This window comes from Herbidospora daliensis, from assembly GCF_001570585.1.
GTDB lineage: Bacteria > Actinomycetota > Actinomycetes > Streptosporangiales > Streptosporangiaceae > Herbidospora > Herbidospora daliensis.
In genome coordinates, this window is the sequence record NZ_BBXF01000001.1 from 520,059 (window position 1) to 539,605 (window position 19,547).

The 19,547-nt window shown below is 69.5% G+C and carries 12 protein-coding genes; 4 read left to right on the forward strand and 8 right to left on the reverse strand.

Features of this window, described 5'->3' with window-relative positions; genetic code table 11:
• Positions 1 to 25: 25 nt before the first annotated feature.
• On the forward strand, positions 26 to 781 hold the full coding sequence (locus tag AW274_RS01930) for a maleylpyruvate isomerase family mycothiol-dependent enzyme (RefSeq protein WP_062428713.1): 756 nt from the start codon (positions 26 to 28) through the stop codon (positions 779 to 781).
• Positions 782 to 793: 12 nt separating this feature from the next.
• On the opposite strand, the gene AW274_RS01935 is transcribed toward AW274_RS01930, so the two are convergent.
• Positions 794 to 1,492: an SDR family oxidoreductase gene (locus AW274_RS01935; protein WP_062428715.1), complete on the reverse strand. Its 699-nt coding sequence runs from the start codon at positions 1,490 to 1,492 to the stop codon at positions 794 to 796.
• A 102-nt stretch (positions 1,493 to 1,594) separates the two neighbouring features.
• On the opposite strand from AW274_RS01935, the gene AW274_RS01940 reads away from it, so the two are divergent.
• Positions 1,595 to 2,413: a helix-turn-helix transcriptional regulator gene (locus tag AW274_RS01940; RefSeq protein WP_062428717.1), complete on the forward strand. Its 819-nt coding sequence runs from the start codon at positions 1,595 to 1,597 to the stop codon at positions 2,411 to 2,413.
• Here AW274_RS01940 and AW274_RS01945 read toward each other — a convergent pair.
• Positions 2,361 to 3,509: a sensor histidine kinase gene (locus tag AW274_RS01945; RefSeq protein WP_062428720.1), complete on the reverse strand. Its 1,149-nt coding sequence runs from the start codon at positions 3,507 to 3,509 to the stop codon at positions 2,361 to 2,363. The genes AW274_RS01940 and AW274_RS01945 overlap by 53 nt on opposite strands.
• Before the next feature lie 113 nt (positions 3,510 to 3,622).
• Between AW274_RS01945 and AW274_RS01950 the strand changes: the two genes are divergently transcribed.
• Positions 3,623 to 6,112: a DEAD/DEAH box helicase gene (locus AW274_RS01950; protein ID WP_062428721.1), complete on the forward strand. Its 2,490-nt coding sequence runs from the start codon at positions 3,623 to 3,625 to the stop codon at positions 6,110 to 6,112.
• On the opposite strand, the gene AW274_RS01955 is transcribed toward AW274_RS01950, so the two are convergent.
• Together AW274_RS01955 and AW274_RS01960 are read right to left on the reverse strand one after the other, a co-directional pair.
• Positions 6,109 to 8,367, reverse strand: coding sequence for a GmrSD restriction endonuclease domain-containing protein (locus AW274_RS01955; protein WP_062428723.1), 2,259 nt, complete (start codon positions 8,365 to 8,367; stop codon positions 6,109 to 6,111). The two genes, AW274_RS01950 and AW274_RS01955, sit on opposite strands and share 4 nt — an antisense overlap.
• 1 nt (position 8,368) lies before the next feature.
• Complete coding sequence (locus AW274_RS01960) at positions 8,369 to 9,913, reverse strand: serine/threonine-protein kinase (protein WP_063813051.1); 1,545 nt, start codon at positions 9,911 to 9,913, stop codon at positions 8,369 to 8,371.
• A 587-nt stretch (positions 9,914 to 10,500) separates the two neighbouring features.
• Between AW274_RS01960 and AW274_RS40970 the strand changes: the two genes are divergently transcribed.
• Positions 10,501 to 11,241: a serine/threonine-protein kinase gene (locus tag AW274_RS40970; protein ID WP_062428725.1), complete on the forward strand. Its 741-nt coding sequence runs from the start codon at positions 10,501 to 10,503 to the stop codon at positions 11,239 to 11,241.
• Here the strand turns inward: AW274_RS40970 and AW274_RS01970 are convergent.
• Genes AW274_RS01970 through drmA form a run of 4 tightly spaced genes read right to left on the reverse strand, consistent with a single transcriptional unit; the run spans position 11,238 to position 19,525 of the window.
• Positions 11,238 to 13,058, reverse strand: a complete 1,821-nt coding sequence (locus AW274_RS01970) for an N-6 DNA methylase (protein ID WP_062428727.1) — start codon at positions 13,056 to 13,058, stop codon at positions 11,238 to 11,240. The two genes, AW274_RS40970 and AW274_RS01970, sit on opposite strands and share 4 nt — an antisense overlap.
• A 16-nt stretch (positions 13,059 to 13,074) precedes the next feature.
• A complete protein-coding gene (gene drmC, locus AW274_RS01975) occupies positions 13,075 to 13,857 on the reverse strand; it encodes a DISARM system phospholipase D-like protein DrmC (RefSeq protein ID WP_062428729.1) in 783 nt (260 codons plus the stop codon).
• Positions 13,854 to 15,743, reverse strand: a complete 1,890-nt coding sequence (drmB, locus tag AW274_RS01980; protein ID WP_062428731.1) for a DUF1998 domain-containing protein — start codon at positions 15,741 to 15,743, stop codon at positions 13,854 to 13,856. Before drmB ends, drmC begins: the two co-directional genes overlap by 4 nt.
• A complete protein-coding gene (drmA, locus tag AW274_RS01985) occupies positions 15,743 to 19,525 on the reverse strand; it encodes a DISARM system helicase DrmA (RefSeq protein ID WP_062428733.1) in 3,783 nt (1,260 codons plus the stop codon). The genes drmB and drmA overlap by 1 nt, the downstream gene beginning before the upstream one ends.
• Positions 19,526 to 19,547 lie beyond the last annotated feature (22 nt).

The following is a 19,547-nucleotide window of genomic DNA, read 5'->3' on the forward strand; positions in this document are numbered from 1 at the left end:
CGGGCCGCTCTGATATACAGCCGGGATGACCGAAGCCCTGGACTTCCCGGCTCTGCTGCGGCTGATCGACGACCGGTCGGCCGCCTTCCAGGCCGCGCTCACCGCCGCGCCCAGGCTCGACCTGCCGGTGCCGACCTGTCCCGAGTGGACGATCGCGGATCTCGCCCGTCACCTGGGCGACGGGCAACGCTCCTGGGCCGCCACCGTCACCGCCGGTCCGGCCGCCACGGCCAGGTCCACCTCGTCCGACGCCCCGGCGCCGCAGGAGGCCGGCGCCCTCGCGGCCTGGTTCGCCGCGTCCACCCGGGAGCTGCTCGACGCCCTCCGCGAGGCCGGCCCCGATCGCGGCTGCTGGACCTGGTGGGGCGGCTCGCAGTCGCCCCAGACCAGCGGCGCCGTCGCCCGCCACCGGCTCCAGGAGGCGGCGGTGCACGCCTACGACGCCCAGCTCGCCGCGGGCACGAAGCAGCCGCTGCCCGCCGAGGTCGCGCTCGACGGCGTCGAGGAGTTCCTGTCCACCTGCTGCGCCACCCCGAGCCCCTGGCCGCACGCCCCCACCGCCTTCGACTTCCACGCCTCCGAGGGCCGCTCGTGGCGCCTCACGGCCGACGGCGACGGCGCCCGCGTCACCCGGCTCCGCGCCCCCGTCGTGGGCGCCGCCGTCCACGGCACGGCCAGTGACCTGGTGCTCTTCATGTACGACCGCCTCCCGGCCGGCTCACTGCGCATCGACGGCGACGCCACCCTGATCGACCTGCTCCGCGCCTGGGAGCCGGAGTAGGCCCCACGGCGGCTACCAGGCGACCACGCCCTCCTCGTTGACGAACGTGCCCGTGGGGCCGTCGTCGCCGAGCAGGGCCATCGACACCGACACGGCCGCGCCCTGGGCGGCCGTCCGGTCGCCCTGGAAGCCGTTCAGGTCGGTCGCGCAGTAGCCGGGTGAGATCGCGTTCACCTTGACCGGGGTGCCGGCCAGCTCCTTGGCGTACAGGGCGGTGACCATGTTGAGGGCCGTCTTCGACGACTGGTAGGCCAGGCTGTTCAGGTCGCCCCACGGGTTGGCCGGGTCGGTCGTGACCGTGAGGCTGCCGACCTCGCTGGAGACCATGACGATGCGGCCGGCGGGCGACTTGAGCAGCAGCGGGACCATCGTGTTGGTGACCGCGACGACGCCGAAGACGTTCACCTCGTAGAGCCCGCGCATCAGGTCGAGCGGGGTCTCGGTGGGCGGGCCGCCCTGGGCGATCCCGGCGTTGTTGACCAGGACGTCCAGGGAACCGAAACGCTCCTCCAGGTACGCGGCGGCGGCGGTGATCGTCTCGGGAAAGGTCACGTCGAGTTCGACGAACGCGACGCCGAGCCGGGCGGCGGCCGCCGCTCCCCTGCCGGGGTCCCGGGCGCCGATCACCACGTCCACGCCCCGCTCCGCCAGGAGGCGGGCGGTCTCGAAGCCGATTCCCTTGTTCGCGCCGGTGACGAGTGCTGTTGTCATGGCCCTCAGCCTGGGCCGGGCCGGATCGGGGCACGAGAGACCGCCCGAGGCTGGGATCGGCGGTACCACCCACGCGCCGCCGATACGAGGAAAAATCGGAGCATGGACAGGAATGGGCTGGCCGACTTCCTCCGCACCCGCCGCGCCCGGCTGAAGCCCCGCGACGTCGGGTTGCCCGACGGCGCGCGGCGGCGGACCGCGGGGCTGCGACGGCAGGAGGTCGCCGAGCTGGCCGGGATGTCGGTCGACTACTACATCCGGCTGGAGCAGGGCCGCGGCCCCCATCCCTCGCGCCAGATCCTCAACGCGCTGGCCCGCGCCCTCATGCTCAACGCCGACGAGCGCGCCCACCTCTACAACCTCGCCGGAGAGACCCCCGCGCAGGTCAGCGGCGCGGCGACGCCGCCGCAGGGCGTGCTGGAGCTGCTGGCGACGCTCACCGACATCCCCGCCTACGTGCTCGACGACGGGTTCGACGTGCTGGCCGCCAACCCGATGGCCCTGCACCTGATCCCCTACCTCCAGGTCGGCGGGAACGAGATGCGCGGCATCTTCGCCGGTCCGGTGCACCGCGCGGTCTGCCGCCACGCCGAGTCGTTCGCCGCCGCGGCGGTCCGCGAGCTGCGGGCGGCGTCGGCGACCCGGCCGGAGCTGGCCGGCCTGATCGCCGAACTGGCCGCGCGCAGCGCCCTGTTCACCGATCTGTGGGCCGCCCACGACGTGGAGATCCGCCGTGAGCTGCGCAAACAGCTGCTGCACGAGGTCGCCGGCGAGATCGACGTCCGGCGGCAGATCCTGGCCATCCCCGACTCGGGCCAGCGCCTGATCATGTACGTCCCGGTCCCCGGCACCGGCGCGCAGGAGGCCCTCAGGAGGGTTCGGGAACTGCTGGACCGACCGGGATACGCGCGGTCAGGGTGAAGCCCCCGGCCGACGCGCCCGCCTGGAGGGTGCCGCCGACCAGCATGACGCGCTCCCGCAGGCCCGCCAGCCCGTAGCCCGACTCGCCGAAGACCCGCCCGCGCGGCGGCCCGGCGGCGTTGTGGATGACGATGACGAGCTGGTCGTCGGCGATCCGCCCGGTCACCCTGACCACCGCCTTGGGCGCGTGCTTGCGGGCGTTGTTCAGGCCCTCCTGGACGACGCGGTAGGCGGCGTGCTGGACGCTGCGCGACAGGGCGGCCCCGTCGACGGCGAAGTCGAGCTCCACCCGCTGCCCGGTCGTGTTGCTGTCGGCCACCAGGCGGGGGATGGCGTCGATGCCCTGGGCCGAGTCGGGCAGGTCGCCCGCCCGGAGCACGGTGAGCAGTTCGCGGAGTTCCGTGAGGGCGCGTACACCCTGGTCTTCGATGTCCCTGGCCAGGGCGGGGTCGTCCTCCTGGTCGGTGTCCTCCTGGATCATGCCGGCCTTGAGCACCATCACGGTCACGGCGTGGGTCACGGTGTCGTGCAGCTCGGCCGCGATCCGCCTGCGCTCCCGCGCGGCGGCGTTCTCCTCCCTGATGTGGACGTCGTCCGTCAGCGTCTGGATCATGTCGCGGTAGCCGCGCACCCAGGTGCCGACGACGGCGGCGACGTACACGGTCGTGATCGCGCGCACGGCGTCGATGCCGACGTTGGGGCTCATGTTGGGCTGGTAGTGGTAGCCGACAGCGAACCCGACGGTCAGCACGGCCGCCACCGCCTGCCACCACCGCACGGTCCGGTGGGCCGTCATCGAGTAGGCGGCGATCGACACCGGGATCGACTGCCCGGTGAACAGGTAGCAGACCAGCGAGAACACCAGCGACGGCCCGGCCCAACGGCGCCGGACCAGCATGGTCAGCGAGGCGACGACCGCGCTCGCGGTGGCCACCCAGATCGGCACCACGATCGAGGAGTCGTAGGGGTCGACCAGCGCCTGCGGCAGCGTGTAGGCGAGCAGCGTGACGACCAGGAGCAGGTCGACGATCCTGGCCCGCCGTTCGGGGTCGAGGGATTCCCAGCCCTCCCGCCACCGGTCGATCGTCTCCCGCATGCCGCCAATGTCGGCTCCGCGAAGGCCCGCCGGGCCCTCTGACACGCGGACTTTCCCGATCTTGTACGAACACGCGTTTCCGCTCCCCGCGCACTTGGGGGCAGGATAGAGCGGTGAGCCTGATCGAGCGCCTGCCGCAGACCCCCGACCCGGATTCCCTCTTCGAGGCGTTCGCCGCCTGGAACGAGGAGCGTGGGCTGACGCTCTATCCGGCGCAGGAGGAGGCGCTGATGGAGGTGGTGACGGGCAGCAACCTGATCCTGTCGACCCCCACCGGCTCGGGCAAGTCGCTCGTCGCGGCCGGCGCCCACTTCGCCGCGCTCGCCAACGACCAGGTCTCCTTCTACACCGCGCCCATCAAGGCGCTGGTCTCGGAGAAGTTCTTCGACCTGTGCGCGATCTTCGGCACCGAGAACGTCGGCATGATGACCGGCGACGCCTCGGTCAACGCCGACGCCCCGATCATCTGCTGCACCGCCGAGATCCTCGCCCAGGTCGCGCTGGCCGAGGGCCGCGAGGCCGACGTCGGCATGGTGATCATGGACGAGTTCCACTTCTACGCCGAGCCCGACCGGGGCTGGGCCTGGCAGGTCCCGCTGCTGGAGCTGCCGCAGGCCCAGTTCGTCTTGATGTCGGCGACCCTGGGCGACGTCACCCGCTTCGAGAAGGACCTCAACCGGCGCACCGGCCGCCCGACGGCCGTGGTCAAGCACTCCGAGCGCCCGGTGCCGCTGGTCTACTCGTACCGGATGACCCCGCTCCACGAGACGCTGGAGGAGTTCCTGTCGACCGGGCAGGCCCCCGTCTACGTCGTGCACTTCACCCAGGCCGCCGCGATGGAACGCGCGCAGGCGCTGATGAGCATCAACATGTGCAGCAAGGCCGAGAAGGAGGCCATCGCGGCCCTGATCGGCAACTTCCGCTTCACCACCAAGTTCGGCCGCGCGCTGTCGCGGCTGGTGCGCCACGGGATCGGCGTCCACCACGCGGGCATGCTGCCGAAATACCGCCGGCTCGTCGAGAAGCTCGCCCAGGCCGGCCTCCTGAAGGTCATCTGCGGCACCGACACCCTCGGCGTCGGCGTCAACGTCCCGATCCGCACGGTCCTGTTCACCGCCCTCACGAAGTACGACGGCAACCGGGTGCGCCGCCTGCGCGCCCGCGAGTTCCACCAGATCGCCGGCCGGGCCGGCCGCGCCGGATTCGACACCATCGGCTACGTCTCCTGCCAGGCCCCCGACCACGTGATCGAGAACGAACGCGCCCTGGCGAAGATCGGCGACGACCCCAAACGCAGGAGGGGCTACGCCCGCAAGAAGCCGCCGGAGGGCTTCGTCAACTGGAACGAGGAGACCTTCGAGAAGCTCCAGACGGCCGAACCCGAGCCGCTGACCAGCCGCTTCAAGGTCTCCAACGCGATGCTGCTGGCGGTCATCAACCGTCCAGGCAACTGCTTCCAGGCGATGAAGAGCCTGCTGACCGACAACCACGAGGAGCGCAAGAACCAGCGCCGCCACATCAGCCACGCCATCGCGATCTACCGCTCGCTGCTGGCCGGCGGCATCGTCGAGACGCTGAAGGAACCCGACGAGCAGGGCCGGTACGCCCGCCTCACGGTCGACCTCCAGCAGGACTTCGCCCTCAACCAGGCCCTGTCGACCTTCGCCCTGGCCACCTTCGAACTGCTGGCCCCCGACAGCCCCACCTACGCCCTCGACGTCGTCAGCGTCGTCGAGTCGACCCTCGACGACCCCCGCCAGATCCTGCACGCCCAGCTCAACAAGGCCCGCGGCGAGGCGGTCGCCCAGATGAAGGCCGACGGCATCGAATACGAGGAGCGTATGGAGCTCCTCCAAGAGGTCACCTACCCGATGCCGCTGGAGGCCCTGCTCTTCGGCGCCTACGAGACCTACCGCCAGGGCCACCCGTGGGTCGGCGACCACACGGTCAGCCCGAAGGCCATCATCCGCGACATGTACGAACGCGCGATGACCTTCACCGACTACATCCAGTTCTACGAACTGGCCCGGTCGGAGGGCACCGTCCTGCGCTACCTGGCCGACGCCTACCGCGCCCTGTCGCGCACCGTCCCCGAGCACATGAAGACCGACGACCTGATCGACCTGATCGAATGGCTCGGCGAACTGATCCGCCAGGTCGACTCCAGCCTGATCGACGAATGGGAGAAGCTCGCCAACCCGTCGGAGGCCCTGGAACACCGCGACGAACTCGAGTCGAAGATCCGCCCCGTCACCGCCAACGCCCGCGCGTTCCGCGTCCTGGTCCGCAACGCGATGTTCCGCATGGTGGAACTTGCGGCGCTCGACCAGCAGGAGACGCTGGAGGAGATGTACCCCGACGTCGACTGGGCGGCCGGCCTCGACGCCTACTACGACGAACACGACACGATCGGCACCGGCCCTTCGGCGCGCGGCCCGGCGTTCCTGCGGATCGAGGAGGAGCCGGGGGTCTGGCGGGTACGCCAGGTCATCGAAGACCCGGCCGGAGACGGCGACTGGGGCGTGAGCGCAGACGCGGATCTGGCGGCGTCCGACGAGGAGGGCACCGCCGTGCTCCACGTGACGGGTATCAACCGCCTCTAACGACCGGACCAGCCGAACTGTTCAAGCCGATGCCGGGCGATCTCCGTCTCCGCTTCGGTGAACAGTTCGGCGAATTCGGGGCGAAGCACGAGCGCTTCGACGGTGAGGTCCAGCCGTCCGCGTTCCCACAGAGCCGCGAAGCCGTCCGACACCGCCGGTGACTTCAGCAGCCGCCGGGCCGTGGCCAGGCCGCCGTGCTCGGCGAGCATGCTCAGGAAGTAGGACGCGTGGTAGTTGGCCTCGCTACGGGCGCGATCGTAGATGGAGCGCATGGCCGCCTCGAAGGCCGTGTGATCGGGATCAGGTGAGCTGCTCGGAATGGGCATGTCCTGCTCCTCCCCAGACGCCGCCTCGCTGCGCCTGGAGGCATAGCCGAGAAGCGCGTCCACTGACGTGAACACCTCGTAGCCGAGCTCCTCCAGCCTGGGCAGGTCGGCCGCCTCGGGGTCGAGTTCGAGGACCACGGGCTTGCCCTGCCCTGCCTGCAGTCCCTCGGGCCAGAACGCCTCGGCCACGGCCAGGGAGCGGCCGGTGACAGGGTCGGCGATCTCGCTGTCCAGAGCCGGGTCGGCGTAGCCGAGCCGGGTCAGCTCTTCGGCCATGGCCTTCACCTGAGCGGATCGCACGTCATCGGCGTCGTCCGCGACGACCGCGACCGGTGGCAGCTCCCCGGCTGCGGCGACCGCACCGCCGTCCCGCAGGCCGGCGAGGAAGGACTGCGCGGACGCCGCCAGCAGCTCCCGCCGCGCCTCCAGGAAGTCGAGATAGCGGTCGACGCGCCAGAGGTCCGGATCGGTGGGGATCCATTGCGAGGCGAGCACGCCCGGGTGCTTCTCCTCAGCTTCGGCGAAGTAGTCCTCGGGGGCCCGCTTGCCGATCACCAGGTTCGTGTTCTGGGTGAGGAAGCAGAAGTTGGCGATGGCGTTCACATCGGCCCGGTCGTAGCCGGCGGGGTAGAGCAGTGCCTTCGGGAAGATGTGGTGGACCTGCAGGTTGGTCAGTTTGCCGAGCATCTCGGCGTGCAGCGGCAGGCCGGTGCCGAAATCCCGTGCACCGTGTACACGGGTCAGCATGTAGAGGAGCGGGTAGAAGCGGGACCCTCGGGTGGAGCCGTCGAAGTCGTGTGGCCGGATCTCCAGGTTGCCACCACGCCAGCGCTCCAGCGACGCGATCAGCCCGTCGATCCCGGCACGCCCGGCGGTGTCATAGTCCTGGGCGAGGATGGTCTCGGTGGAACCGGCGTGCCGGCCCCACAGCGCCGCGTGGACGTACCAGAACAGCACCCGGTCGCGGTAAGCGCCGTCGGGGAAGCCGCCGCCGGGAGTCAGGTGCAGCAGCCGGGAGATGACCGGAAGGGCGTAGCGCCCCATCAGCACTTGGTCGTGGTCGAGGCCCAGGCGTCCGGACGCCGCGCCGAGAAGGGTGTCCACATAGAGCACCGACTTCGCGAGGGCCGTCTCGAACTCCCCGTCGCTGACCATGTCGAGCGCCGTGAAGACCGACCGTCCGGTGGCCACGGCGGTGACGTTGCGCAGCAGCCAGTCGAGGGAGAAGGTGAAGCCCTTGTCGGCCCAGCCGTCCAGATGCTGCCTCATGACCTTACGCGCGGGCGACCACTGGGCGCAGATCTTGGCCAGGGCGAGATCGCCCTTGGACAGAGCCGTGCCTCCCGAGTTGACCCGGTTGAAGATGTCGACGACCACATCCACGTTCTTGTCGGGCCCGGTGATCTTCTCCTCGTGGAACTGCCGGTTCTCCAGGTTTTTCAGCTGGTTCAGCCTGGAGAGGTAGGTCGACAGTTTGTCGGGATACTGGGCGAAGGCCTGGAAGAAGGGTTCCAGCCCGTGAGTGAAGAGCCGGGTCACGTCGACCCACCTGGCGTCGTCGCGCATCTTCGCCGGGCCGTAGAACTCGAACGTCTCGTCTTCGACGTTGAACCGGAGCCCGGTGAACGCCGAGGCGTCTCCTTCGAAGAACGCCGGAGGCTTGCCGCGCATGATCCCGTAAAGCGTGGTGATGCGCTGCTGCCCGTCGAGTAGCAGCAGCCGCACCCCGGCTTCGGCCGAAGCGCCGCGAATGGAAGCCATTTCCGGCTCGGTCTCCCACAGCAGCAGCCCGCCGACGGGATAGCCCTTGTAGAGCGAGCGCATCAGGCCCCGGACCTGGTCGCGAGTCCACACGTAGCCGCGCTGGAACTCGGGCAGCAGGACGGTGCCGTTGTCGATCTGATGGAGGAGTACCGAGAGGGTGGCCAATTCATTCGCTCCGGGGAAGGCTGGCGAGTAATTCGCGAACTTGTAAGACGCTCGGATGTTTCGGTCCGTATCGATTCTCAATGTCAGGGAGCAGATCCGTCAGCGTTTTCCCCGCCCGGACCGGATCTCCCGACCCAACTTCGAGAAGTGCGATGTGGCGCCGGAGCTCCAGCGTGCGATCGTCGTCGATGCCGAGCCGACGCTCGTCTTCCAGCAGCCGACCGAGCTGGTCGAGGGCGAGGGTCGTCTCTCCGACAGCCGCGTGGCAGTTGGCCTCCATCAGCCGGAAACGCAGCACGAGATCGGCGCCCGGCCCATCTCGTTCGGCAAGGACGGCGGCCAGGTCGGCGAACTCCGTCGCCGCCCGCCGGTAGTCACCGGCCAGGAAGAGCACGTCCGCCAGCTCGATCCGCATCGAGATCACATCGGGGTCGGTGACGCCTAGCGCCCGTGTCGCGGGCTCCAGAGCGCCGGCGAGCACCTCGGCCGCCTGGGTGAACCGGGATTCAGCCTTGAGCAGGTGGGCGTCCTTCCTGGCCAGCCCGAGATCGCTCGGCCGGAACGGCGCCGCGTCAGGAACGGATGTGGTCGATGCAGGACGGACCGGCGCCGGCTCCGGTCGCTCCTGCGGACGCGCTCCGACTCGGCTGACGACGCCCGCGTACATCCGGGCAGGGTGCGAGTCGGACGCATCGACATAGCCGGGGAAGGCGGGCAGCTCGCGGCAGAAGCCGAGGAGGCGGTCGTAGACGACGGCGGCTGATTCCGGACGGTTGTCGGGTGCCTTCTGCAACAGCCAGAGAACCAGGCGTTCAAGCCCCTCCGGTACGTCACGCCGCCGCTGGCGAAGAGGTCGGGGGGCGCGGCCGATGTGATTGTGCATCGACGCCAGCGGAGTGACGCCCGCGAACTGGTTCTCCCCTGACAGCATCTCGTCGAGGACCACACCCAAGGCGTAGAGATCGCTCTGGGGGCTGGTCGAACCCGCCATGACCTGCTCGGGCGCCATGTATTCAGGGGTGCCCACCGCGACGCCCGTAGCGGTCAGCCGCGTCGAGCCCGGCGACAGGGCGATGGCCACCCCGAAGTCGAGGACCTTGACAGTGCCGTCGGGGCTGAGCATGAGGTTTCCGGGCTTCAGGTCGCGGTGGATCAGCGAGTTCTCGTGGGCCCTCGCCAGCACCGAGCAGACCTGGGCGGCGATCGCCGCCGCCCAGGGGACGGGAATTTCCGTCTCGTCGAGAAGGGCTGAGACTGAGCAGCCGTGGATGAGCTGCATGACCAGATAGAGGTCGTCGTCGTACGTCCCACAGTCGTAGACGGCGGGTACACCCGGGTGTTCGAGCCGGGCGGTGATGCGGGATTCCCGCACGAACCGCTGGGTGAGTTCGTTGTCCGGTCTACCGTCGGGCAGACGGTCGATGCGGATGAACTTCACCGCGACCGGGCGATCCAGTCGCTTGTCGTAGCCGAACCACACCTCGCCCATGCCGCCGCCGCGCCGGGAGAGCGGATCCAGCTCGTAACGACTGTCGATGACCCGCAAACCGACCGCCCTCCATGCCCGAATCCGCGTTCCTCCGAAAAGTTACACCAGCCACGAAACGGAAATCTCCCTAGAATTCCCCCATGCCTCGCGAATATTGGGCGGCAACCCGGAATGACGGCATGAACAGACGGATTCTCACAACTCCAGTCACCATGAGTTTCGGTTGGACTTTAGCGCCTCTATGGTCATTTGGGCTTCTCACGGTGTGCGTCACCGGACCCGCCGCCTATCGGCTCCGCAGTCGCGAGCACGGGTTGGTGGCCGGGGCCCATTTCGTTCTCCTCCTCGCGGCCTTCGCGCTCACTGGGATCTACGGCCCCGAGTCCTGGCAGAACTCGGTCGCAGCCTTCATGTGGGCGCTGGGGCCGTGGTGGGGAGGCAGCGTCCACGCCTTTGTGCTCAAGGCCCGCCTGGCCCGACCGCGCATGGCTGTCCCGCCGATCTCCAACCCGCCGATCTCCGTCCCAGCCACTCCTGTACCCCCGGGCTCCGGCCCCTGGAATCCCTGGGGTACGCCCGCGCCGCCCGCGCCGCCGGTCTCCCCTGCACCTCCGCGGGTGCGCATGTATGGGACATACACCGTTTTGAGCACGCTGGGTGAGGGCGGCCAGGGCGTCGTCTACCTCGGTGCGGGGCCTGACGGACGGCAGGTCGCGATCAAGGTCCTGCACGAGCGGCTCCAGGGCACGAAGGGGCACCTGCGTTTCACTCGCGAGGTCACCGCCGCCAAGCGGGTACCCTCGTTCTCCACCGCCCGGATCCTCGACGTCGGCTTCGAGGACGACGCTCCCTACATCGTGAGCGAGTACGTCCGCGGGCCCTCGCTGGACCGGCTCGTCCGGGCGAACGGCCCCCTGAACGGCGACAGCCTCGTCCGGCTCGCCATCGCCACCTCCGCCGCGCTGAACGCCATCCATTCCGTTGAGATCGTCCACCGAGACCTGAAACCCGCCAACGTCCTCATCGGGCCCGACGGCCCGCGCGTCATCGACTTCGGGATCGCCAAGGCCCTCGACCAGGCCACCATGACGTCGGGCGTCGTCAAGGGCACGCCCTCGTACATGTCACCGGAACAGGTCTCGGGGCTGCCGATCAGCCCCCAGACCGATGTCTTCAGCTGGGCCTCGACGATGTACTACGGGGCGACCGGCCGTCAGGCGTTCGACGGCCGGACGGTCTTCCAGGTCTTCGAGGCCGTCTTGCACTACCAGCCCGACCTGCGCGAACTGCCGTCACCGCTGCGCGGCCCGCTAGCGGCCTGCCTGGACAAGGAGCCGCGCAACCGGCCGACCCCGGCCGAACTCATGCTGTCGATGGCCCGTTAGCCGGACGGCCGGAGCTGTCCGTTGATCAGCCCCTGGAGGATCTGCTCCACCAGGGAACCGCCGGTCTCCGCGACCTGACGTACGGCGCTCTCGAAGATCTCCACCTGCCGGAACACCTCGCCATAGCGCCGCTGTTCGTCGACGGGCAGCCGCGGCAGGCGCGCCCGCCGCACGTCCACGCGATAGGCGCCGGACCCCGTCGTCGCGGCCAGCTCAGCGGAGACCCGGAGGAAACCGGCCACGAAGCGGGGGTCGAGGACGGCCGAATCCACCCGGATCAGGATCAGGTGGGGGCCGAGCGCGACCTCCTCCGTCATCACCCGCGCGGTCACCAGGCGGGTCACGACGGGAATGACAATGTCGCCGGGCCTGGCCGTCACGACGTCACGGCCATCTTCTCCCTGACCCGTCGGGCCCCGGCCGAGAGTGACGTCCTTCGCCGTGAGCAGCGGCACCGGCCCCGATTCCGTCTCCATCCGCATCGGTGTCTGCTCGATCTGGACGGTTCCGGCCCTGGCCAGCTCCGCGAGAGTGGTCATGGCCAGATCGCGGGTCTCCGGGCCGACACCCGGCAACAGCCCGGCCAGTCCGGCCGTGAACCGCCCGAGGGTGTCACGGGTCCGATCGAGATCGTCCATCCGGACGGCCGCCACCTTCGGCAGATGACGCGACGGGGTCAGGTCGACGTCGTCGTCGAGCAGATCGATGATCGGGACAGGGTGACCCACCGCTTCGATGCCGTCGGCGAACGCCTCTATCGGGCCATCGGCCATGAGAACGGTGGCGGGGACGCCGGCTGTGTCATCGGGGCGGCGTAGCACCCATATGTGGGGTGGCAGCGCCGACTGCGGGGCCGAACCGGCCGGCAGTCCGATGACCGCCTGGAGGGTGCCAGTCCGCAGGAGTTGCGCCCGGATCCGGCGTCCGGACCGCCGGTTGGCCGCGGCCGGGGGCATCAGGACCACCACTCGGCCACCCGGCGAAACACGGGCGAGGCAGTGTTGCACCCAAGCGAGCTCCGATTCGCCACGCGGCGGCAGGCCGTACTGCCATCGGGGGTCGTTGGTGAGCTGTTCGTAGCCCCAGCCACGCTCGTTGAAGGGCGGCACGCACATGGCCCCGTCGACGTGGATGTCGGGCCAGGCGTCGTTGAGCAGCGCGTCCCCTTCTCGGACCTGTGTCTCCGGCCCTTTCGCCGCGATGCGGGCGGCGGCGAACAGCGCCATCGCGGGGTCGCGCTCCTGCCCGCGCACCTTGCCCCGTTCGAACAGCGCCTCCATGAGCAGCGTGCCGGGGCCGCAGATCGGATCGAGCACAGTGACACAGGGCCCGAGCAACCGCGCCATCAGTGCCGCGACGGGGGCGGGGACGGTCGACACCCGGCGGGAGTGAGTCTCGACGTAGCGTTTGAACAGGAACTCCACCGCGTCTGCGGTGCCGTGCCGGGCGGCGAGTCCGGCCGCAGCCTCGACGAGCGGCTCGGGAGGCGGGTCCCATGCTCCCAGGAGCAGCCGATTCCGCACCAGGGTCGCGGCCACCCTGCTCACCAGCCACGCGAGCTCAAGATCGTCTGCGGAGTTGCGGATCAGCTGCCAGGCTCGTTCGTCCTCGGGGAGCTCGTCGAGTTTTCCCTGCTCGCGCAGCCAGGTCTCGACTTCGGCGAGCGAGAAGAGTGGATTGGACGAGGTCCCGCCGACCGGTTCGGGAAAGTCCTGAAACCTGCGGCGCCAGTTGCTGACGGCGGCCCGGCCCACTCCGGCCAGCCGGGCGATGTCGCCCGCCGCCACCGTGGCGTTGGCCGTGGCGTCGTCGTGCATCACATACCTCTCTCCCCTAGCGGAGCCGTTCGAGCACGCCTCTGGCCCGCAGCTCGGCGACGTGCTCGGCCGCGCGCTGCGGCGCGGCCCCGCCGTGCACCAGCAGTCCTGCCTCGATGTTCCTGGCAACTCCCGACTGGGTCAGGTTGGCGCTGGACACCAGCAGCACCCGCCGGTCCGCCACGGCCAGTTTGGCGTGCATCTTCGCACCTTTCCCATCCGCCTCACCGGGTCCGGCCCGGTGGGCGGCAGGCCAGTGCCACAGCTCGACTCCGGGCACGGTCAGGAACGCCGCCGCCGGCTCGGCACCGCCCAAGGCGGAACCGGCCCCTTGGAGGGTTTCGACCACCGCGATCACCGAGACGCCCCGCCGGACCGCCGTGCGCAGGGCCTCCAGCAAAGGAGCGTACGGTTTGGCCGAATAGGTCATCAGCACCAGCTCTTGGACCGCCTCGGCGACCAGATCCACCAGCACCTGCGCGGTCGCCCGCACCGGAACTGAATGGCTACCCGGTCCGCTCCAGACCGGCTCGACCCTGATGGCCCCGGCGTGCTGGGCATGCCCGTCGGCCACTCCCCTCAGATAGGCGACCGCCTCGACATCGGGTACGGACTCCGCGTCGACCGCGGCCAGCACGTCCCGCGCCGCGTCGGCGAAGCCCGGCACCGGCAGTGCCCCGGGGATCGCGCTCCTAGGCCGTCCGTCGGCGATCCGGTCGGCCAGGACACGCAACCGGGACGGCCCCATCGTGGCGGCTGCCGCAGCCACGGCCTCGGTGAAGCGCGAACGCCGCGTCACGGCAGCTCGGGATAGAGGGCCAGGTCGGGGTCGTCGATGGGCACCACGAACCGCCGGTCGAGGAAGCGGTTGCCGCGCTCACAGGTGGTCTCGGAGACGAACAGGCACACGTGGCAGGCGGCTCCGTGCAGGAAGTCGGCCGGGGCCTGCGGCAGGCGTCCAGAGCACAACGGGTCGGACGAGCAGTGCATAGCGTCATGCAGCGCCCGGCGGGTCAACCGGACGAGGTTCGCCGGCTCGGCCAGGGAGACCAGGCCGCCGAGGGTTCCCTCCGCGTCGGGCACCGCCGTGTAGATCAGGATGCCGGCGCGTGGGTCGTCAGCCGAGCCCGCGTAGATGCGCTCCGACAGGCTCGCCGAGCTGTAGCCGCATTCCAGCGCGATCGTCCTGATCAACAGATGGGACAGCGTGTGCAGGGCGTAGAACCGGGCCCCGGGCCAGTGCTGCATCTCGTCGAAGGTGTTCTTGATGCGATCGCTGTAGCGGTGCGTCCGGAAGCGTCCATAGGCCTCCTTGTGCTCCCGGAGGGCGAGTGTGCTCTCGACGCGCTTCTCCCAGTCCGACAGGAGGTCTTCAGGAAGCTTGAGGAAGATCCCCTCTCCCCGGACTTCGCTCGCCGGAACCCACGTGGGCTTGTCTCTGGCGAGAGGGGCCCGGGTGACCAGGTCGGGGTCTTCGGGGTCGGGGGCGTCCAGGCGGGTGAAGCCGATGAGGGCCCGGACCTCACGGAGCCGTTCGGCCTGGATGACATCGGCGAAGACACCGAGAAGCGGTTCAGGGACGCCGTCGGGGTCGCGGCGCAGGGTGAAGTCGGCATCGGGTTCGGGCAGCTCAACGGCCGAGAGCACCTCCCATTCAGCGGTCCGCAGGTCGGGGTAGCCCTGTTCCGGGGGTTCGGGCGCGTCGATGCGGGTGCGATGCTGTTCGAGCGCCTCCCACAGGGTCTGGTCGTCCCACTTGTCGAACTCACGCAGCGCCGGCACGTTGTCACGTAGGTACGGCAGCATGCTGACGTTCTGGATGCCGTAGAGGGCCGACCAGTGCTGGGCCACTTTGGCGGCCAGAACGCTTGCCCCCGTCTCCGGCACCCACAACGACGACAGCGTCTGGGCGAACCACTGGTTGGACGCGCCGACGACGAGAACCCGTACCGGCCGGGTGCACGTCTCGAACGTCGACAGGTGGGGGTGGCGGCCTCGGCAGGCCGGCAGGTTCTGCTCACCCCGGCGGCCCATGGCCTCGGTGATGTTGCGCCGCTGCTCGCAGCGGTCACACTTGATCTCCACGTTGGCGCCGAGATTGCCGCCCCGGTCGTCCATGCTCAGCGGCGGGAAGTCGACCTCGCACTTACCACCTCGATGCACGAACCGGGCGTAGGGAAAGTCGTCGAGATGACCGGCCGTACACGCGAGCACGAAGCGGGCGGCCACGGCCAGCGGCTTGGTGCCCGACTTCTTCCGGGGGCAGCTCTTGTGGAAGAACCGGGCCTCGTGCGGCGCGTGCTTCCTGCTGTTCTCGAAGTCGAAGACGACCTGTGACTCGATGGGGGCCAGCGTGTTGCAGGCCGTGCACCGCATCCACGCGGGGAACGGAACCGTCGGCACCCCGACCCGGGCGGCGTCGTCGCCATCCCCGTCCGGTCTCCAGGGGGCCGGCTTCAACTTCGTGACCGTCTTGCCCAGCAGGGTCTGCACGGCCGCAAGAAGCCGGGGCTCGGCCAGTTCCGCCGGACCGGCGGCCGACTCGTAGCGCCAGTCGTCCACACCCCTGACCAGGACCGAGAAGTTGGGCAGGTCGACCAGCGCACCGACTCCTCCGGTGAACATCAGATGGCTCGGCCGTACCGCGCCGACCCTCCGCCGGTGCCTCTCGGGCCTTCCGGCCATCACCGCCCCTTTCCATTCAACGTGGTCTCGCCGAGTTCGTCGCCCTCGGGAGTGTCATCATCGCTGTCGTCCGCCCCCGTCGAGGCGAAGACCCACTCGGGCACCCCATAGGCGGGGGCGAACATCTCCTCGACTCGGGGAACCAGGAGGTTGATCTCGTTTTCGGTCTCGCGCATCGACTGACCAATGGTCATCGTGTCCCACCGGCCGTCTCCCGCCTGGTGCAGCAGCCCCTTGAGCTGCTGCTTGCTGGACGAGTTCGCCTGGTAGCCGAGCCGGAACTCTCCACCCTGCTCCCTGTTCCAGACGTCGGTCACCACGTTGAGGCGTTCGCGCAGGTAGTCACGTCCACGTTCGCCCGCCACCGCCTCCGCCCTGGCCAGGAACCTGTCCCGGACCCGGGCGGCCAGCGGTCCGCCCAGATCGACGTCCTGGGCGTCGGCGTTGCGGGAGTAGGTGTCATCCGCGTTGCGCAGCGCCGCGACGAAGGCGGCCGTGACGCCTCGGTCAAGGGCCCTTCGCGTGTACGGGGTGACCGACAGTGCCTCCACCTGCCGGTAGAAGGTGGCGTGGTAGTGCTCGAAGTCCTCGAAATGGGCCAGGTCACGTGGGCGTGACCAGTTGTAGAGCGTCACCACCAGTCCGGGCCGCTCGGCGTCACGGCCGACACGGGAGGACGCCTGGATGTACTCGGCCGTGTTCTTGGGCTGGCCCGTCACCACCATCAGCCCGAACCGCGACACGTCCACGCCGACCTGCAGCATCGAAGTGGCCAGCACGACGTCCACGGGCAACCGTTTGCGCGCGGAACGCCGGCCGACGAGCTGGTGTTCCGGCCGCTTGTCGCGATAGGCGAACGCCCGCTCCTGCGCGATGTCGAACTTGCGGCGGGAGGTGTCGAACTCCGGGTCGAAGCCGACCTCCAGGTTCCTGAGCACCTCGCTGATGTCGGTGGAGGAGATCCGCGACGTCAGCTCCTGGACGGTGAGCATCTCCAGCCGGGTCGACAGCCGGTTCGAAAGGCCCTTGCGCCTGCCGTGCGACCGGATGCGGGTGGTCACGTCGTCGTCGACGTAGCGCCGCATGCCGGCCAGTTCGCGAGTGGCGTTGAAGTAGCCGACCAAGGTCATGTACGGATCGGCGGGCGCCCCGTACTTGTCGAAGGTGGTCTGGCCGGCGATGAGCAGGATCTCCGCGAGCCGGATTTCGGCGGACTTGAGGCGCACCCCGTGCGCGCACACGCCGAGGTAGCGCCGGCCGGGGTCGGCGGGCGTGATCGCGACCTGGCGCGAGAAGAAGGTGTCGGCCACGTCGATGACCTGCGGCGGGAAGATCGCCAGTTCTCTCGCGAAGACGCCGAGGACCTGGGCGTCCGCCCGCTTGGTGGTGGCCGTGGAGGCGACGATCTTGGGTCCGTGGTTGTCACCCCACGTACACAGCTCATCGACCGCGGCCTCGAAGAGGCCGACCGTGGTGCCGAGAGCGCCCGAGATCAGGTGCAGCTCGTCCTGGATGATCAGGTCCGGCGGACGCAACGGGACGACCTGCTGTATCTGAGTGGCCGGAAGCGCGCCCTTCGCGTTGTGCCGGGGCGTGCAGCCGGTCTTGTCGTCCAGGTCGTCGTGGCGATAGCCGTGGCGGGGACACCACTCCCGGACCCGCCCGAACAGGTTCCCGGCGAACCCCTTCCACGGGAGCTGGGCGAGCTTGTCGACCGTGGCGATGACCAGGCTCGGCGTGAGCCGGTAGATCTCCTCGTCGACCGTCAGGATCGGCAGCCCCTCGCCCGGCGACATGCGCCGGGAGAACGGGCAGGCGGTCACCCCTTCACCGTTGGCGCAGTAGAGCACCACCCGGCGACGGTCTTCGTCGACGTGCAGATCCTGGTGACCGCGCAGGGTCTGACCGCACCAGGGACAGGCGAGGGTCTGCAGCACATTGGGCCGTTTGCCCTCCGGAGCCGCCCGCGCGGCGTCGACCTCCTTCTGGGCCCCGTCGAACCAGTTCGGCGACACGGTGCCACCGACCCAGAGCCCGATACGGAAGGGTGTGCCACCCCAGGTAACCGGATCGTCGCGGCGGATCATCTCCGCGGCGCAGACGAGCGCGGCGGCCCGCTGGAACTGCTGCGCGGTGAGCAGCCGGAGCGTGTACCGCATCAGCACGGCCACTCCGTCGAGCCCGCTGCGGGCCTGCTCGGCCGCGCCCACCACCTTCTGCAGGCGCCTGATGGCGAAGGTGTACGCGGTCAGCCCCAGATAGGCCTCGGTCTTGCCGCCACCCGTGGGGAAGAACAGCAGGTCGGCGGTGCCGGTATGGTCGGCAGCCCGTTCCGGGTGGGCCGGGTCGGCCAGCGCGGGCAGGTTGAGCAGGACGAACGCGAGCTGGAACGCCCGCCACGACGCCGCCTTCGCGCCCTGCTCCTTGACGACCTCGGTGGCCTGCTCGAAGGTCAGCCCGCGTTCCTGCCGCAGCTTGGCGATCGCGCTGTGCCGCCGCTGCGCGGCCATCGTCTCGTTGGCGAACCGGAACGCCTTGAAGGCGTCGTCGTCGCGCATCAGCAGGTCGATGCCCGCCTTGATCCGCCCGGCCGCCATACGTGCCTTGAACACCGCGTTCTCGGCCACCGGCCGCAGCGCCTCGGGTAGGCCCGGAATGTCGGCGTCGCGCAGGTTCAGCCAGTGCACGTATCCGTCGGCGAGGGGCGCGAGACCGGCGCGAAGCTCCTCCCGGCCGACGGCGGCCAGCGCGTCCATCGACAGCTCGACACCGTCGAGACCGTCGGTCGGCGCGACGGTCGCCGGCACGTTGTACTCGGGCAGCCAGGTCGTGCGCAGCTCGTGCGCGCATCGCTCGTCCGGGCCGATCTCGGCGTGGACGGCGACGTTGCGACCTGATGCGTAGCGGCGTTCGTTGCGGTAGAGCAGGCGTAGGTGGGCGTCCTCGTCGTCGTATCCGGCCTGGCCGCCGTCGAGCGGGTCGTCGATGGGCAGGAAGATCGCCCTGGCGCCGTCGAGTGCGCGTACCTTCAGCTCGGTCTGGAACAGCCAGGCCGTGTCCTTGTTGCTCGACGGCTCGACCTGGGTGTTGATCAGCGCCAGCTCGACCACCCGGCGGTCGTCCCGGTTCTGCACGGTGATCGCCAGCAGGACCCCGGGATCGTCGGCTCGTCCGCCGGTGAGCGGGACACGCGCCGACGAGCCACGATCGAGCCGGATCTCCTTATCGTGACTGACAGGTCGACGCGCCCAGGTCCGGACCTTCTTGCCGCCCTCCTGCTCGACCTCGGACTTCGTGTAGTGGCCCCACGACGTGGAGACCGCGACCACGTCGACGTCGGCGGGCACCGCGAACGACAGCCCCATGGAGGAGGCCCAGAGACGACCGAGGTTCTGCGATGTGGTGATCTCGGGCAGATCGGCCTCCGACGCATCGCCCTGGACGGCGATCTCGGTGTCAGGGACCTCGTCGGCCTCATCTCTTGAGGAGGTCGGCGAGTGCTTCGGGCCAAGCATGCCGACCAGGTAGCGCTCGCGGGGGCCCATGGCGCGGGGCGAGAACTCCTCGTAGTCGCCGTTCCACGGGCCGAGAAGATCGTGGAGGACCAGTTCCTGGAACTCGTCCCTGATCGTGTACGAGGATCCTGGGACGAACTCTTGAGGCTGGTCCAGCGGCGCCTCTTCCTGTACGACCTGAGCCTCCGGGGCCGGCGCTGAGGTCAAGTCGAGCGTCTGCTGCCTGTTGCCCAGGTCGGGGAACAGGTCCTCCTGGTCATTGATCATGAGGTTGGCGGTTCCTCGGTGG